At 57.8% G+C, this 17,136-nt stretch carries 13 protein-coding genes; all 13 read left to right on the top strand.

The window, feature by feature from the left end:
- Positions 1 to 837: 837 nt before the first annotated feature.
- Entirely contained in the window at positions 838 to 1,962 is a 1,125-nt protein-coding gene (locus tag FEI13_RS18075; protein ID WP_138182899.1) for a polysaccharide export protein, read from the top strand.
- Between the two features lie 120 nt (positions 1,963 to 2,082).
- On the top strand, positions 2,083 to 4,326 hold the full coding sequence (locus tag FEI13_RS18070; RefSeq protein WP_204758424.1) for a polysaccharide biosynthesis tyrosine autokinase: 2,244 nt from the start codon (positions 2,083 to 2,085) through the stop codon (positions 4,324 to 4,326).
- A 74-nt stretch (positions 4,327 to 4,400) separates the two neighbouring features.
- The gene (locus FEI13_RS18065) at positions 4,401 to 5,768 is read left to right on the top strand and encodes a hypothetical protein (protein WP_138182895.1); all 1,368 of its coding nucleotides are present in this window, start codon (positions 4,401 to 4,403) and stop codon (positions 5,766 to 5,768) included.
- 125 nt (positions 5,769 to 5,893) lie between these two features.
- Positions 5,894 to 6,838: a glycosyltransferase family 2 protein gene (locus tag FEI13_RS18060; protein ID WP_138182894.1), complete on the top strand. Its 945-nt coding sequence runs from the start codon at positions 5,894 to 5,896 to the stop codon at positions 6,836 to 6,838.
- A gap of 36 nt (positions 6,839 to 6,874) precedes the next feature.
- Positions 6,875 to 8,023: a glycosyltransferase gene (locus tag FEI13_RS18055; RefSeq protein WP_138182893.1), complete on the top strand. Its 1,149-nt coding sequence runs from the start codon at positions 6,875 to 6,877 to the stop codon at positions 8,021 to 8,023.
- Between the two features lie 17 nt (positions 8,024 to 8,040).
- Positions 8,041 to 9,171 carry a glycosyltransferase family 4 protein gene (locus FEI13_RS18050; RefSeq protein ID WP_138182892.1) on the top strand — a complete coding sequence of 377 codons (1,131 nt, stop codon included), beginning with the start codon at positions 8,041 to 8,043 and terminating at the stop codon, positions 9,169 to 9,171.
- The gene (locus tag FEI13_RS18045; RefSeq protein ID WP_138182891.1) at positions 9,168 to 9,791 is read left to right on the top strand and encodes a sugar transferase; all 624 of its coding nucleotides are present in this window, start codon (positions 9,168 to 9,170) and stop codon (positions 9,789 to 9,791) included. The genes FEI13_RS18050 and FEI13_RS18045 overlap by 4 nt, the downstream gene beginning before the upstream one ends.
- A complete protein-coding gene (locus tag FEI13_RS19300) occupies positions 9,784 to 10,860 on the top strand; it encodes an ATP-grasp domain-containing protein (protein ID WP_204758423.1) in 1,077 nt (358 codons plus the stop codon). The genes FEI13_RS18045 and FEI13_RS19300 overlap by 8 nt, the downstream gene beginning before the upstream one ends.
- Complete coding sequence (locus FEI13_RS18035) at positions 10,853 to 12,025, top strand: DegT/DnrJ/EryC1/StrS family aminotransferase (protein ID WP_138182890.1); 1,173 nt, start codon at positions 10,853 to 10,855, stop codon at positions 12,023 to 12,025. Before FEI13_RS19300 ends, FEI13_RS18035 begins: the two co-directional genes overlap by 8 nt.
- A 57-nt stretch (positions 12,026 to 12,082) precedes the next feature.
- Entirely contained in the window at positions 12,083 to 13,018 is a 936-nt protein-coding gene (locus tag FEI13_RS18030) for an ATP-grasp fold amidoligase family protein (RefSeq protein ID WP_138182889.1), read from the top strand.
- A gap of 25 nt (positions 13,019 to 13,043) precedes the next feature.
- Positions 13,044 to 13,184: a hypothetical protein gene (locus FEI13_RS19130; RefSeq protein ID WP_158294570.1), complete on the top strand. Its 141-nt coding sequence runs from the start codon at positions 13,044 to 13,046 to the stop codon at positions 13,182 to 13,184.
- 597 nt (positions 13,185 to 13,781) lie between these two features.
- A complete protein-coding gene (locus FEI13_RS18025) occupies positions 13,782 to 15,617 on the top strand; it encodes an ABC transporter ATP-binding protein (RefSeq protein WP_240036570.1) in 1,836 nt (611 codons plus the stop codon).
- 90 nt (positions 15,618 to 15,707) lie between these two features.
- Positions 15,708 to 16,850 carry a phosphotransferase gene (locus FEI13_RS18020; protein WP_138182888.1) on the top strand — a complete coding sequence of 381 codons (1,143 nt, stop codon included), beginning with the start codon at positions 15,708 to 15,710 and terminating at the stop codon, positions 16,848 to 16,850.
- Positions 16,851 to 17,136 lie beyond the last annotated feature (286 nt).

Raw genomic sequence — 17,136 nt, 5'->3', positions numbered from 1 at the left:
AGTATATTGAGCAGCAAGCCCGCCCACATTGAGGGCCGCTTCGCGACCCGCGCTATCCTTCCCCGCACTAAAAGTACAGGGCATGCCGCGCATTCTGGTCAGCCCCGCCGAGTCCTGACGCGTCATGGTCTTAATCGTACTAAAAAACTAATACTGTCAAGCACTATAGCTCTCATTCTCGCCGTTGGGTGTTGCTCAGTACTAATGCTCAGTACTAATCCTCAGTACTAATGGATAGCCCCGATCCTTCCATCAAGATGTCTCCTTTCCTGTTTTCTTATGGTAAGAGATAAGTCTTAAATAACAATGAAATACATTATTTTGGTATTTCTTTCCATTCGTGATGACTCCTGCGATAGCGGCAATTTGGTATGAGAAATTTCACCTGATCAATGATTCGATAAATGTGTAACCTTGTGTAATCATTATTGAGAGGCTGTAACAATCAGCTTTCTGATCTTTCTGATGTTGCTTACAACCGACGTGCTGATTACCGACGTAATGTTCAAGAGAAAAACGAGAAAAGAGAGACGTGATACGAAAGGCAAGATTAACGCAGGGCGAGAGCCAAAGACGGAAGCGCATTCAGTGGCAGCATTAGCAAGGGTGGCAACCTTTGAATGGTTTATCACACGCTCACGATGACGCTGACAGCTCTTCTGGATGACGCACAGACCGATGAAGAACAGATCGATGAAGAACAGATCGATGAAGAACAGACCGATGAAACATAGCAAGACGAAACACAGCGGGATGACTTAGAGGGGAAAAAGCATGTTTCATTCTGACCTCAGCACACGGTCGCCGAATATCCTTGCAGCAAGGGAGGAAAAAACAATGAAGAGGCTTGTCCATGGCGCGTGGTTTGCCATCTCACTCTTGCCCGTAGGTGCGATGACGGGCTGTTCCATGGCGCCCGGCGGCCACATCGACTATGAGGCGACCGAGCAGGTGTCGCTTGATGATCAGGTCAATATCGTCCCGATCACGCCATCCCTGATTTCGACGTACCGTACCCAGAGCACAGAGCCGACCTCACGGAACATGTCGACCGACATGCTCCGCCAGATGGAGAACTATCAGTATCAGGTAGGCGCCGGGGATGTGCTCAATATCATCGTCTATGACCACCCAGAGCTGACGATTCCGGCGGGAAGCGAGCGTAGTGCCGAAGAGTCCGGCACCCTGGTGCATTCCGATGGCTCCATCTACTACCCCTACATCGGCAATATCCAGGTGGAGGGCAAGACGGTAGCGGAAATTCGTCGGATACTCACCAATCGGCTGTCCACCTACATCGCCGACCCCCAGCTCGAGGTCAGCGTGGCGGCTTTCCGCTCCAAGAAATTCTATGTCAGCGGCGCCGTTGAAAATCCCGGGGTTCAACCCATCACCAACGTGCCCATCACACTATTGGACGCCGTCAGTCAGGCGGGGGGCGCTGCGGATAACGCCAACTGGCATCACGTGACCCTCAATCGAGACGGCGAGGAAATCACCGTGTCGCTCTATGAGATGCTCAAGAATGGCGACATGACGCAAAACAGATTGATGCGTCCCGGCGACGTCCTGCATGTCTCTTCGGCCGAAAACCAGGGGATTGCCATCATGGGACAGGTGCGTAACCCCGGCCAGATCCTCGCCGGGCGGGAGCACCTGACCCTGACGGACGCCCTGTCGCGGGCCGGTGGTGTCGTCGAGTCCCGCGCCGAGCCCTCCGGTATCTTCGTGATCCGTGGCAACGGGCCAGGCAGCGAGAAGATGGCGACCGTTTTCCAGCTCGACATCTCCAATGCGGTAGCGCTGAACATGGGGTCTTACTTCCCGTTACAGCCGCAGGATGTGGTCTACGTGACCTCCGCGCCCTTGGCTCGCTGGAACAATGTCATCAGCTTGCTGCTGCCTTCTATCAGCCTGCCCGGCAACGTGGCGGATTCGGCAACCGATGTGGGCGACCTCTAATGCGCCACGCTTGAGGGTGATGACCAGCATCTCCGTGTAATCCACCGGGATAGCGGTCGTCACCCTCATTGTCGCGATTTCCGGTCTGCCGACTACCTGCCCTCGAGGGACGAGGTCAACATGAATAGCTTGAATACCAACAGCAATCCAGTCCAGTTAGGGCGAGCGATTCCCGCTGCCACGAGCATGCCATCTCCGAATGATGAAAATGTTGACCTAGGGCGCATGTTTGGCCTTCTCCTGGATAACAAGTGGAAGATCATCTTCCTGACACTGCTCTTCGGTCTGGGTGGGATGGTCTACTCCACGCTAGCGACGCCCATCTATCAGGGTGACGCCCTGGTCCAGGTCGAAAAGACTGGCAACTCCAGTGGCGCCGACGAGATTGCCGCCATGCTGCTTGAAGAAGAGCCCAGAACAGCGGCACAGATGGAAATACTGCGTTCACGGATGATCATCGGACGCGCGGCGAATCAGCAGAAGCTGGATATCGCCGTGTTCCCGGTGACGGTACCCGTGATCGGCGACTATCTGATTCGCAACGATATTTCCCGGCCAGGATTTGCCGAAGGCAGGCCTGAGATCTGGGGCGGCGAGAGCCTTGCGGTCGACTCCCTGAGTACCGCGCCTGAGCTGGTGAACCGGCCGCTGATTCTCGAGGTGACTAATGGAGGCGGCTATCGCCTGCTTGACCAGGAAGGTGAGCCGCTTCTCTCTGGTATGCCCGGTGAGCGTGTCACTTCCGAAGAACCCTGGATCGAAATCCGGGTCAGCGAGCTCCAGGCACCCGCCGGGGCCCAGTTCCAGGTGGTCAAGCGTAGCGAGCAGGCGGCCATCAACAGTCTCAAGTCACGCTTCAGCGTCAGTCAGCGGGGGGAGAGCGATACCGGTGTGCTGCAACTGCTCCTCACCGGGCCTGACCGTGCCGAGGTGGGCGCCACCCTCGATACCATCGCCGAAGTGTATCTTACCCAGAACATCGCCCGGCAAGCGGCCGAGGCGGAAAAGAGCCTCGAGTTCCTCGACCGGCAGCTGCCGAACGTGCGTGAGCAGTTGGTCGAGGCCGAGAATCGGCTCAACGAATACCGCTCTGAACAGGACAGCGTCGACCTGAACCAGGAGACGCAGAACGTGCTCAGCAGCATGCTGGACATCGAGAGCAAGCTCAACGACCTGGAGATGCAGGAGTCGGAGATCTCGCGGCGCTTCACGCCAAACCACCCCCAGTATGCCGCTCTCCTGGAACAACGTGCCCAGTTACAGCGTGAGAAGGCCAAGCTGGAGGAGCGCACCGGCACCCTGCCCGAGACGCAGCAGCAGATCCTGCGCATGACGCGTGACGTCGAGGTCACCCAGCAGATCTATGTGCAGCTGCTCAATCGCATGCAGGAGCTCAATATCGCCAAGGCCGCGACCGTGGGCAACGTGCGCATCATCGACTTCGCCGCGGTCTCTACCGGGCCGATCAAGCCCAAGTCGGCAATGATCGTGATCGCCGCCATGCTCGCCGGTCTGGTCCTGGCCGTCTGTCTGATCCTGCTGCGCAGCATGCTCAACAAGGGCATCGAGAGCGCCGAGCAGTTGGAAGACCTCGGTATTCCGGTCTACGCTACCGTGCCGCGTTCCAATGACCAGATGAAGCTCGTCAAGCGGGTGAAGTCGCGCAATGACAAGGCCTCCTCGCATGCCATCGGTAGCTTTCTGGCCAAGCTCTATCCGACCGATATGGCCACCGAGTCAATTCGCGGCCTGCGTACCAGCCTGCACTTCGCGATGATGGATGCCCGTAACAACGCCATCATGATCACCGGTCCGAGTCCGGGTATCGGCAAGAGCTTCGTTTCGGCCAACCTTGCCTTCGTGTGCGCCCAGGCCGGCCAAAGAGTGCTGATCATTGATGCGGACATGCGGAAGGGTAACCTGCATCATATCTTCAACGATGACTCCAAGGGTGGGCTCTCCGAAGCGCTCTCCGGCAAGCTGTCGCTGCAGGAGGCCATACACGGCTGCGACGTGCCCAACCTCTACTACATGAAGCGTGGCGTGGCACCGCCCAACCCCTCGGAGCTTTTGATGCGGCAGAACTTTGCCGACCTCGTCGAGAGTGTCGGTCAGGATTTCGACCTGGTCTTCATCGATACGCCGCCCGTCCTGGCCGTTACCGATGCCTCGCTGATCGGCAGGGTGGTCGGTACCACCCTCATGGTCGCACGTTTCGGAGTTAACCCCGTGCGCGAGGTCAAGATCGCCACCCGTCGTCTCGAGAGCACCGGTATTCAGGTGAAGGGCTGCGTGCTCAACGCCATCGAGAAGACCGCTGCGATCAGCTATGGCTACGGCTATTACAACTACGCCTACAAATGATCGAGCTGTTGCGGGCCGGGGGTAACTCCGGCCCGGCACCGCACTCAGCCGGCTAACCATGAGGGTAGAATGCCGTGAAATATCAGACTCGCACAGCAGATGCTGATAGCTTCCGTGGATTCCGTTATCTGCACGGCTTGAGCTACTCGAACGTCGCCATGCTGACGCTCTTCCTCTATCTCTATCTGTTGGCGCCTTACTTCGACCTGCGCGTCATGGTGCTGCACGGTGGCATGCTGGCCACCGCTTTTCTCCTGCTGAGGCACTATCGCCTTGCCTTCAAGGTACTGGCGCTAGAATCCGTGCTCATGGTCTTTATCGTTCTTTGCCTGTTTGCCATTTACAACCTGGTCGTAGTGGCCATCTACTCCGTTGAGTTCACCACTGCGTTTCAGACCTATCTGATCCAGGTCTGTATCTACCTCATGCTCGGACTGGTGCTGGCCATGAGCCTGATGCAGAGGGCACTGGATATGGATCAGGTGATCACCTTGATCTTCAAGCTGGTGACCTTCGTTGTCTTTGTCAATGCGCTGATCATTGTCATCGAGTACCGGGTACCTGCCTTCCGGGCCATTATTGAATCCATGCTCTACCTGCCGGAAAATTCCAATATCAACTACCTGACACGGGAGTATCGCCTGCGGGGTATCGCCTCGGGGGGAGCGGCCAACCTTTCCCTGTTCCACGGCATGGTGCTGGTCATCATCCAGGCGCTCTATATCAAGCACAAGATTGGGGTTGTCTACACGCTGGTCGCCTCCGTGACGATCTTCACCTCCCTGCTGTTTATCGGCCGTACCGGCATTCTGATCGGGTTTATCGGCATCGTGTCCTTTCACGCCCTGAACCTCATGATGGCCAGGGACAAGCTATCACTCCGTCGCTTATTCCTCTATGTCAGTCTGGCGGTGATCATCGTGTTGGCACCACCGGTCTTCTCGATATTCTTCCCCGATAACGTGCTCGCCTATTCCATCAGCTTCCTCTATGAAGGTATCGAAGGCCTGCAGGAGGAGGGTACCACGCGAGCCATTGCCAATATGTTTGATATTCCCAATAAATGGGGGAAGCTGCTCTTCGGCGTCGGTGCTCACTGGGGAGACTTTACCCTTCAGGGAAGTGTGGATGCCGGTTACATGCGCATGCTCACCGCCCTGGGGATTCCGCTCGCTCTGGCTTTCTACTGCTTCTATGCCTTCCTGGCGAAGTATCTCTTCAACCTCACTCACTACAAGAGCGTCTGGATCGTGCTGATGATCATCATGTTCATCGCCGAGATCAAGGAACCCTTCATCTTCAAGGGCTACTCGGCGCGTCTCATCTGGATGATGATCGGCATGGGCATCTGCTACGCCTCCTGTTCACCCTTCCGTTCCGATCAGCGCCAGGATCAGGTGCAGGCTGAGGAAGGGGGAAGGGCGAGTCACCATGAAACCTAAAGACTAAAGCGTAAGGCGTAAGGCGTAAGGCGTAAGGCGTAAGGCGTAAGGCGTAAAAAGTAACAAGAAAGGTCAAGGAAAGCGTACGCAAGCAAGTTCGTCATCACCGGGAACTGGAGAATACTATGCGGGCCCTCGTCAGCGTGATCATCCCCGTCTACAACAAGGAACGTTATGTGGCCAGGGCACTCGACTCCGTATTGAACCAGAGCTACCCGAAGCTGGAAGTTCTTGTCGTCGATGACGCCTCGCAGGATCGCAGCCTGGATAGGGTGGCTGCATTCCGCGACCCCCGTGTGCGGGTGCTCAAGCGAAGCGTGCCCGGCCCCGGTGGCTATGCGGCCCGCAACTTCGGCATCAAGGAGGCGCGCGGCGACTGGGTGGCCTTTCTCGATGCCGATGACATCTGGATGGCCAATCACCTCGACCATGCCATGAGCCTCGCCCTGCGCTATCCGGATGTGCCGATCATCAGCGCGGCACGCCTGACGCAGACAGGCAGTCAACAGCAACTCGACCCCTACGCACAGCGCTATACAAGGCAGGGGCCCCAGGTGCTCTATCTCACGGACTACCTGCAGCACGCCTGCATGGGGCTTAGGGCGATGGGCACCAACTCGGTGCTGCTCAAGCGCCGCGCCCTGGCCACCCATCGTGTCTTTCCGGAAGGACGGACCGACCGCTCCGGCGACCTCTATGCCTGGGTAGCGCTGTTGGCGCGCTTGAAGCAGATGATCTGGTCGCCGCACGTGGCCTCCATCTACAACGGCGACATGCAGGGCGTGTCACGTAACAGCACGCCCTCCATCGAACTCTTCCGCCATATGGTCGAGGAGCTCAGACCCTGCCTCTGCGATGAAGAAGAACGCTGGTTGCGGCTCTATGCCAACAAGATGATCAAGTACGCCTGGCTTGAGCAGAAGAAGAAGCGCGTCGCGCTGCCGCTGACCCGGCTACCCGGTTCGCTGTTCTGGCAGCACAACCTGGGCTACTGCCTCAAGTGGACGCTGTTATCGCTGGTGCCTTTTGGCGTCCTCGAATGGATGAAGCAGCGTTTCACGTCGGAATGACTCCGCCGGCGTTTTCCCTCTCCACGAGATTCGACCATGCATATCGTCCATGTCATCAGCAGTCTGTTTCCGGGCGGGGCCCAGTCGGCCCTGTTTCGTCTCTGCACCAGTGATACGCGCAATCGTCATACCGTCTTGACCCTGATCGGCGGCGGAGACCTCGAAGCCCCGCTTCGTGAGCAGGGTGCCGAGGTCGTCTCCATGGGCTTCTCTCGCCAGGGCGTCTCGCTGGGCGGGATGGTCCGGCTATGGCGCGCCATGCGCCGCTACCGCCCCGACCTCGTGCAGACCTGGATGTACCACCCCGACCTGCTGGGCGGACTCTCCGCTCGCCTGGCCGGCATCCGGCTGGTCTGCTGGGGAATCCGGCATACCGCCCTGGAGGCGGGGCAGAGCTCGCGCTCCTCGATTCTCGCGGCGCGCCTCTGTGCCAGGCTCTCCGGACTGGTGCCCCGGCGCATCGTGTGCTGTGCCAGCGAGGCGCTGCGGCTGCATGAAGCGCTGGGCTATCGGGGAGCGAAGATGGTCGTGATCCCCAATGGCTACGACCTCTCCGATTACCGCCCCTTCGCACCCGGCGAGATCGCCGCCTACCGCCGCGAACGACTGGATATCGATGCCTCACGTCCGCTGCTGGGCATGGTAGGGCGCTTCAATGTGCAGAAGGACCACCCGACCTTGCTCAAGGCCCTGGCCGAGCTCAAGGCGCGTGGTCACGACGTGCTCTGCCTGCTGGTGGGGGCCTCACTCGATGCCGACAACACGGCACTGGCCGGCTGGATCGAGGAGCTCGGGCTCGCCTCCCATGTTCGTTTGCTGGGTCGACGCTCGGACATTCCCGCCATCATGAACAGCCTGGACCTGCATATCCTCTCGAGCGCCTTCGGCGAGGCGTTCCCCAACGTCATCGCCGAGGCCATGGCCTGCGCTACCCCCTGCGTCGGCACGGATGTGGGCGATACCGACCAGATCATCGATGACACCGGCTGGGTCGTGCCCCCCCGTGACCCTCAGCGGCTCGCGGATGCCATCGAGTCTGCCTTGAACGAGCGTGACGCAGCCCCCGCCGCCTGGGAGCAGCGCCGCCAGGCCTGTGTCGCGAGGATCGGGGAGCACTTCACCATCGATCGGATGGTGTCGTCGTACAACGAGGTATGGAGCGGCTGCCTGAGCTCCGCCACATGACCGGACAAGGACACGCCATGAAATTTCTCATCATCGCCGGGGCGCCAGGGTCGCTGATTCATTTTCGCGGCCACCTGATCGCCGACCTGATCGCCCAGGGGCTGACCGTGCATGCCGCCGCGCCCCGGCTGACACCGGACAGCGAGGTATACGCCAAGCTCACGGCGCTGGGGGCCTATCCTCATGAGATTCATCTCGATCGGACGGGCATGAGCCCGCTGGGCGACATTCGCACCTTGATCGAGCTGATTCGGCTGGTGCGGCGCATCAATCCTGACCATGTGCTGGGCTACACCATCAAGCCGGTGATCTTCGGCACCCTGGCCGCCGCCATGGGCGGCTGCCCCCATCGCTACGCGCTGATCACCGGGCTCGGCTACACCTTCCTGGACGCCAAGAAAAGCCGGCGGCAGCGGTTGGTCAGTGCCATCGTCACCCGCCTCTATCGTCGGGCGCTGCGCCATGCCCACAAGGTCTTCTTCCAGAACATCGATGATCAGACGCTGTTCCGTGAGCTCGGCGTGCTCAATGGCGCCACGCCCTCGGTGGTGGTCAACGGCTCCGGCGTCGATCTCGATCACTATGCGCCGCGTCGTCACCGGTCGCATCGTGTCACCTTCGTCCTGGTCGCCCGGCTGCTGATCGACAAGGGCATCCGCGAGTATGCCGCCGCCGCCTATCGCCTCAAGGAACGCTATCCCGACGCCGAGTTCCAGCTGGTCGGTGCCCTGGACAGCAACCCGCGTTCGATCACCCTCCAGGAACTGGCGCAATGGGGGAAAGACGGCGTGATCACCTACCTGGGCAAGCTCACCGATGTCCGTCAGGCGCTGGAAAGCGCGAGCGTCTTCGTGCTGCCCACCTACTACCGTGAAGGGATCCCGCGCACCATTCTCGAAGCGCTCTCCATGGGCAGGCCGGTGATCACCACCGACACCCCCGGCTGTCGCGAGACCGTGGTGGATGGCCAGAACGGCTATCTGGTCCCGCCGCGTGATGTCGAGGGGCTCACCGAGGCCATGCAGCGCTTCCTCGAGACGCCTGAGCTCGCCGAGCGCATGGGCGAGCGCTCACGCGAGGTCGCCGTGGACAAGTACGACGTGCGCAAGGTCAACGCCGTCATGTTGAAGGAGATGGGCTGCTCATGATCAAGCGCCTGATGGACATTCTGGTCGCCGGCATGCTGCTGCTGCTGCTGTCTCCGGTATTGCTGGGCGTCGCGCTGCTGGTCCGCCTCAAGCTTGGCTCGCCGGTGTTCTTTACCCAGCAGCGCCCTGGGCGCCACGGCCAGCCGTTCCGCATGGTCAAGTTCCGTACCATGCTCGATACCCGGGATGCCCAGGGCCAGCCGCTGCCCTCCGATCAGCGCCACACGCCTTTCGGCAAGCGCCTGCGTGCCACCAGCCTCGACGAACTGCCGGAGCTCTGGAACGTGCTCAAGGGCGACATGAGCCTGGTGGGGCCGCGCCCGCTGTTGATGGAGTATCTCCCCCTCTATACCCGCGAGCAGTTCCGGCGCCACGAGGTGCGCCCCGGTGTCACCGGGTGGGCCCAGGTGAACGGGCGCAACGCCATTACCTGGGAGGAGAAGTTTCACTTCGACGTCTGGTACGTCGAGCATCAGTCTCTCCGGCTGGATGTCTGGATCCTGTTGTTGACGGTCAAGAAAGTGTTCAGCCGTGAAGGTATCTCCCATGCCAACGAGGTCGGCATGCCTCGGTTTCAAGGGGCGCGATCAACCAACGATAGGATCAACCACCATGAGTGACAGGATCACTATTCTCGTGACAGGGGTAGGCGGCCCCACCCCCCGCAGCTTCGTCAGGTCGATCCTCGATTCGGGATGCGAACGCTATCGCTTCGTGGGCGTCGACTCGAACCCCCTGGCCATCGGGCTTTATGATCGCGACAGCTACATCGCGACCCAGGTGGTGCCAGAGTGTTCCAGCGAGGCCTACTGGCCGGCCATCGGCCGGCTCGTCGACCGCTACGAGATCGCCTTCGCCGTGGTGATGCCCGAAGTGGAGGTCCTGACCTGGGCCAGGGCCAGGGAGGCGCAGGCCCTGCCCTGTGAGGCCTTCGTGCCCGACTACCAGACGAGCCGGGTGCTGCTCGACAAGAAAGCCATGCATCACGCGCTGCACGACAAGCCCTACATCCCGGCGCATGCCCATTTCGCCAATGGTGCCAATATCGACGACGTGTCGCTGCCTTATCCCTTCTGGGTGCGCGCCACCGTGGGCTCGAGCGGCCTGGGCTCCCTCAAGGTGGCAAGCCAAGGAGAGCTCGACGAATGGATGCGCATCAATCCCGCCGTGGGGGAGTTCATCGCCTCGGAATTCCTGCCGGGCCGAAACCTGGCCTGCAAGCTGCTCTATCGCGATGGCCAGCTACTGCGCTCCGCGTGTGCCGAGCGGCTGGCGTACATCATGGCGAAGGTGTCGCCCTCCGGTATCACCGGCAACACGTCGTTCGGGCGCCTGCTCAACGAGCCGCAGCTGGTCGAGATTGCCGACGACGCCATCCGGGAGGTGTTCCGCCAGCATGGCGCCAAACCGCACGGGGTGTTCACGGCAGACCTCAAGGAAGCGGCAAACGGCCAGCCCATGATCACCGAGATCAACGTGCGGTTCGTCGCCTTCATGTCCGTCCTGGCCCAGGCGGGCGCCAACCTGCCGCTCGATTACCTGGAAGCCAACCTGGACCCCGGCGCCTTCGCCACCGCCTACAAGCACTACACCTTCGAGGACGACTTGATCTTCCTGCGCGACGTCGACGCGCGGCCGATCGTCATGAAGGAGAGCGAACTGCTCAAGCGGGAGGTGCACGATGCTTGATGGCCCCTTTTCCGCCTGGCCCTCCTTTACCGAGGAGGAGGCCGCGGCCGTCCAGCGCGTCCTGCTCTCCAACCGGGTCAACTACTGGACGGGCACCGAGTGTCGCGACTTCGAACAGGAGTTCGCCGACGCGGTGGGCAGCGAATACGCCATCGCCGTCAGCAACGGCACCCTGGCCCTCGAACTGGCCCTGCGCGGCCTGGGCATCGGCCCCGGGGATGAAGTCATCGTCACCTCGCGCACCTTTGTCGCCTCCGCCTCCTGCATCGCGGCGGTGGGAGCCACGCCGGTGTTCGCCGACGTGGACCGCGACTCTCAGAACATCCATCTGGCCAGCGTGGTCGCGGTGATCACCCCGGCCACCCGCGCCATCATCGCCGTGCACCTGGCGGGCTGGCCCTGCGACATGGACGAGCTGCTGACGCTGTCGCGCAACGGCATCCCTATCATCGAAGACTGCGCTCAGGCCCACGGTGCCCGCTATCGCGGCCAGAGCGTCGGCACCCTCGGCAAGGTGGGCTGCTGGTCCTTCTGCCAGGACAAGATCATGACCACCGGCGGGGAAGGCGGCATGGTGACCACCAACGACCCCGACCTGTGGCAACGCATGTGGGCCTACAAGGATCACGGCAAGAGCTGGCACGCGGTTTACCAGCAGCCACATTCGCCCGGTTTTCGCTGGCTGCACCATAGCCTGGGCTCCAACTGGCGCCTCACCGAGATGCAGGCGGCGATCGGCCGCATCCAGCTGCGCCGCCTGCCCGACTGGTCGGCGACTCGCCGCGCCAACGCCGAGCGCATCTGGCAGTGTGCCCGCGAGTGCCCCGGGCTGCGCGTGCCACCTGTGCCCGAGTCCAGCCAGCATGCCGCCTACAAGTGCTATGTCTTCGTCGAGCCCCAGCGGCTCCAGCCCGGCTGGAGTCGTGAGCGCATCATCGCTGACATCGTGGCGCACGGCGTGCCCTGCTTCAGCGGCTCCTGTTCCGAGATCTATCTCGAACAGGCCTTCGAGGGTACCGGGTGGCGACCCGAAACGCGGCTGCCGGTGGCGCGTGAACTTGGCGACACCAGCCTGATGTTCCTCTGTCATCCTACCCTGACCCCGCAAGAGATAGAGGCAACCTGCCAGGCCTTGGCCGCGGTCATGGCGCAGGCGGCGAGCTGAGCACGGCTATCAATATCACACCGCAGCCAAGGACACTGAAGGAAGGGGAGACTTCTCATGATAAAAAAGACACGCCGTCGCCTATGGCGCTCGATGCTCCATCGTATCAGCAGGGTTTCCCCTGTCATCGCCGCCCAGCTCCTCTATTTCAGGAAGACGGGAAAATATCTCAACGTCAGAAATCCCAGAGACTTCAACGAAAAGCTGCAGTGGCTCAAGATCTATTGGCGCGACCCGCTGATGACGCTCTGCGCGGATAAGTACGAAATGCATCAGTATGTGACCCGCCAGGGGGGCGGCAACGCCCTCAACACGATCCTCGCAGTCTACGACTCCCCCGAGGAGATCGACTGGGAAGAACTCCCGCAGCGATTCGCCCTGAAGTGCACGCATGGCTGTGGCTACAATATCGTCACTCGAAACAAGCACGAACTCGACCCGGAGGCGGTCAAGCGCAAGCTGACGACATGGATGGGAGAGAAGTTCGGCCAGGGCAATCTCGAGCCGCACTATGACGAGATCACCCCCAGGATCATCCTCGAACGCTATATCGAGAACAGGGCAGGTCAGCTGCCCATGGACTACAAGATCTACTGCTTCAACGGCGTGGCCAAACTGGTCGAGGTATGTTCGGAGCGAGAGCGCGAGCTGAAGCTCGACTTCTTCGACCTGGCGTGGAACCGCTTGGCGATCTCCTTCGAGACCCTGCAGCGTGACACGCCACCCGAGCGACCCGCGTGTTTCGAGGAGATGGTGGCCTATGCCGAGCAGCTGGCGCAGCCCTTCCCGTTCGTGCGCATGGATTTCTACGACAATGATGGCGTGCCGATCCTCGGCGAGCTGACCTTTACCCCGGGCTCCAGCATGTCCACCTGCTATAGCGAGTATGGCCTGCGCTACCTGGGCGACCTGCTGACGCTACCCGAAGCGCCCTTTGATCGCGCGAAGTCATCGACGTCACCCCCGGGCATGCACACCATTCATCGCACCTGAGCCAGATGCTATGGGAGCGCAATGTATGGGGATCATCGCCTTTTGGAGTAAAGGAGGCGAAGAACCCTTGTGGGAGCGCAATTTATTGCGCGATCCGCCGCGCAGCGGCGGCGATACCCCCAAGGCACCTGACGGCGCCATCGTCGAGGCGCCGAACCGGATCTGAAGTCGGAGCGCCGAACCGTCGCTCCCAGTGCGCCCGTGAAGGCGTGCACACAGTGCGGTGAGAGTCCGCACCGGGGTAAAAGCCATGACCCCATAGCCGAAGGTAACTGCGTCGTCGCGAGACGGGGGTGGGAAGCAGCCGTAGCTCATCGGCAGGGGCGAGGCTGCCAGGACGCACAGCGGGACGTCGACGAGGCCCAGGCCCAGAATCTGGGTGCCGTCCATGTCGTACCTCCTGTCCAAGTGGAGGTCATATCCTGGCCTAGCTCAGGGGGCAAATTCCACACCCAACGACGAAGAGCCGAATATCTTCGCTAAGGTATGAGAAAAATCACCTCACAACATCCTCGCAATATGTAACATTTTTTATCAAAATTGTCACCTAAGGTTATCGTTGCCAGAGGCCGGAATGATGCGACAGAGCTGGAATGATGCGACAGAGAGAGAATGGCTCCTTGTGAGAAGTTGGTGACCGAATTTCATCAGACAAGACTGGCGGCTGGCTGGAGGTGCAGTGCGGTTAAAATAAAAAGTGAATGGGAACCATTGAAATAAAAACGTTGGTGAAGAAATTTTATGATTTGAGGGAGTGTCTTTCATGGTATATCCCACCGACGAGAGGTTTTCAACTTCAATGCTGCTCAACATAAAAAAACTGTACCGTCTGTTGACAACCGATCAGCGTAGACGCCTATTGCGTTTGCAGGTTCTCGTCGTAGCGATGGCTTTTGCGGAAATGGCCAGCATTGCTGCCATCGGGCCCTTCATGGCTGTGGTTGGTGACATGAGCCGACTGGAAGGTGAAGGAATATTGGGTGATTTGTATCGCCTCCATGGCGCCGAAGATCCAACCACTTTTCTTTTCTGGATGGGGCTGGGGGTGCTAGGGGTGCTGGCTGTAGCTGTATTAGTATCTATTCTTACCACATGGAAGTTGTCGCTTTACTCTCAGCAAGTTGGTGCCGAATTGAGTACTCGCCTGTTCAAGCATTATATGAAGCAGAATTGGTTGTTTCATTCCAATGGCAGCAGCAGCGAGCTCACCAACAAGATTGCTCAAGAGTGCAGGCGTATCAGCGATAATGTACTGACGCCGCTCATGCACATGAACGCCAAGATGGTTATGGTACTATTTATTTCATTAGCCATCTTCTTCTTTAACCCTTGGGTTGCCTTGATTGGGGTGGCTCTTTTTGGCACGGTCTATTGGGTACTGTACCGTACCGTGCGCCGTAAACTGACCAATAACGGGAATGTGATTAGCGCAACCAATCGCCATCGATTCAAGTTGATGAATGAAGGTTTTGGTGGCATTAAGGACACACTCCTTTTGGCACGACAAGCTGAGTTCAATCGCCGGTTTGAACGCTCTAGCCGTCAGCTGGGACGCGCCAAAGGTACCACCAAGGCACTGAGCCAAGCACCGCGTTACCTCATGGAGTTTGTCGCCTTTGGTGCAGTTATTATGCTGGTGTTGTATTTACTGGTGTCCCACCAAGGCAATCTTGGGGTGATTCTGCCGATCCTCTCCGTGTATGCCATGGCCGGTTTCAAGCTGTTGCCAGCCTTCCAGCAGATTTATGGCGGATTGGCGACAGTTCGAGGCAATATCGCCTCTTTCGATAATCTGCAAGGTGATCTTGAGGCCAGTCATCATGATAGCGACGGTGACGACGGCGCTCAACCAAAGGAAAAATGGGTGCCACGGGATGCCATCTGCCTGGATAATATTACTTTCCGTTATCCTGGAAAGGCAGAAGCCGCGCTTGACGGTATTAATCTAACGATTCCTGTCAATGGTGTTGTTGGTCTGGTCGGGGCTTCCGGTTCCGGTAAGAGCACTGCCATTGATCTTCTGCTTGGACTCATCGAGCCCGATGAAGGCCATTTGAAACTGGATGGCCATCCGGTGACCCGGTCCAATCTTCGAACTTGGCAAAACAGTGTCGGCTTTGTGCCCCAGAGCATCTTCCTGGCCGATGCCAGTATTCGGGAGAACATAGCTTTTGGGTTGCCGCTGGAAAAAATTGACGACGAAAAAGTGCGTCGTGCGACTCAGATGGCCCACCTGGATGAATTGCTTGATCGGTTGCCCGATGGCCTGGACACTCGGGTGGGGGAACGGGGCATTCAGCTTTCTGGCGGTCAGCGCCAACGCATTGGCATTGCCCGCGCTTTGTATGATGATGCTGAAGTGCTGGTTCTGGATGAAGCTACCAGTGCCTTGGATGGCATTACAGAACGTCTAGTCATGCAGGCCATCCATGACTTCTCAGGCAAGAAAACCATCATCATGATTGCTCATCGATTGGCTACCGTGAAACCTTGTAGTTGTATATATTTGATGGATTCAGGTCGCATAATCGATAGTGGTACTTACGATGAACTGGTGGAGAATAATAAGACCTTTCAACGGATGGCTGACCATGCGTGAGTTAACAGTATATATTTCTCTGCCTGAGAAACGTTTTATCTGCAGTGAAAAGAGCGGTTGTTGATTTCAAGATGTTTTGGAGCACAGGTCGTGAGAATGGGAAAAAAAATTGATGGGAAGGCTTTGCGGAAACTGGCAGGCTGTTTCTTTCTTTTAATAAATAAGTCTTTCGTTGGCTTTGTTCCTGTTTCGTCGGTGTCGATAAGTTTTTTCGGCTATAAGGCTAATTGGCTTTTTTTTAAAAGCTATATGGCTCTGAAGTCGGGGAGTGCCAGTGTTGCAGATATGAAGCTTTTGGCGAAATTTGCTGAATTAACAGATAGTCATCAAGTCTTTGAAGATATATGCAGAAAGTATGATTCTAGAATAAAGTTTAGAGATTATTCCCATGCGCGTTTCCATGGTTCAGGATGGGGGGAGGGTTGCTTGAATGTGTACAGGGAGGTTGTTGATCAAAAAGGGATGTTGTTTGAAAAAGTCTTTTTTAAAGCATCCGAAGACTTTCTGAAATTACAACAATTTTATGGCGAATTTGAGAGCCAGCTAGAAGGTGGGTGTATCAAAGCCCCCAGGATTATTGAAGAAAAATCTGGTAAGTATTTGTCGGTAGTTTATTTCGAGTTTATTGATATTGATGGTAGTGCTGATGACGATATGTCAGAGCATGAGAATATTGTTTTAATTGGAAAAATCCTGAGGGCGTTGAGTGAAGTGGATATTGGTGGAAATTTGGAGTGCAAAGAAAAAACACGCATTTCGGATTATTTAAATGTCCAGCATTATCGGGAAGGAGTGAGGTTTATTGATCGTATGGCTGATGAGGCATCAGGCAGCGAGCTAGCTGATATCAAGGATATCAGAAAAAAACTCGATAATATTTATGAGAAGCTAGTGTTTAGTCATGGGGATTTGGTTGCTGCCAATTATTCTATTGATGGTTGGCTATGGGACTGGGATCGATGCGGATTTTATCCGGTCTGTTTTGATATGTCTTGGGCCGTCTTGAATGTTGTGAAATTTTCTAGCTTTGAGGAGTTGATGAGTGTAAATGAAGATTTAATTAGCAGGTGTTATCATGATTTTGGCCCTGAGACAGAGCTCCTGAATAATGCCGCGATATTTTCTTTTGTTTTTTACTGTCGTAAGTTTAAGCCTTCAAGAGAGGATAAGATATTCAAAGAGATGTGTCGTTACCTCAGGAAACGCTGCACACGTCCTGCCGCAGCTGCCTGATCAGTTCCGGTGGGGGTAGAATCTGACCATCACGTCAATGTCTGATTGAACCATCCGTTGAAGCAGATATTGCTCGTCCCGGTTGAGTTCCAGAACATGAAGAAAGTCACCCACCGAGAGCAGTTCGTGTCCCAGATGAATATCGCTCCCAGTGCGCCCGTGAAGGCGTGCACACAGTGCGGTGAGAGTCCGCACCGGGGTAAGCCATAACCCCGTAGCCGAAGGTAACTGCGTCGTCGCGAGACGGGGTGGGAAGCAACCGGAGGCGAACTGGCGGTCCGTAGGA

Origin of the sequence: Halomonas urmiana, from assembly GCF_005780185.1 — a bacterium.
Taxonomy (GTDB): domain Bacteria; phylum Pseudomonadota; class Gammaproteobacteria; order Pseudomonadales; family Halomonadaceae; genus Halomonas; species Halomonas urmiana.
This window is presented reverse-complemented; position numbering and strand designations above follow the sequence as displayed.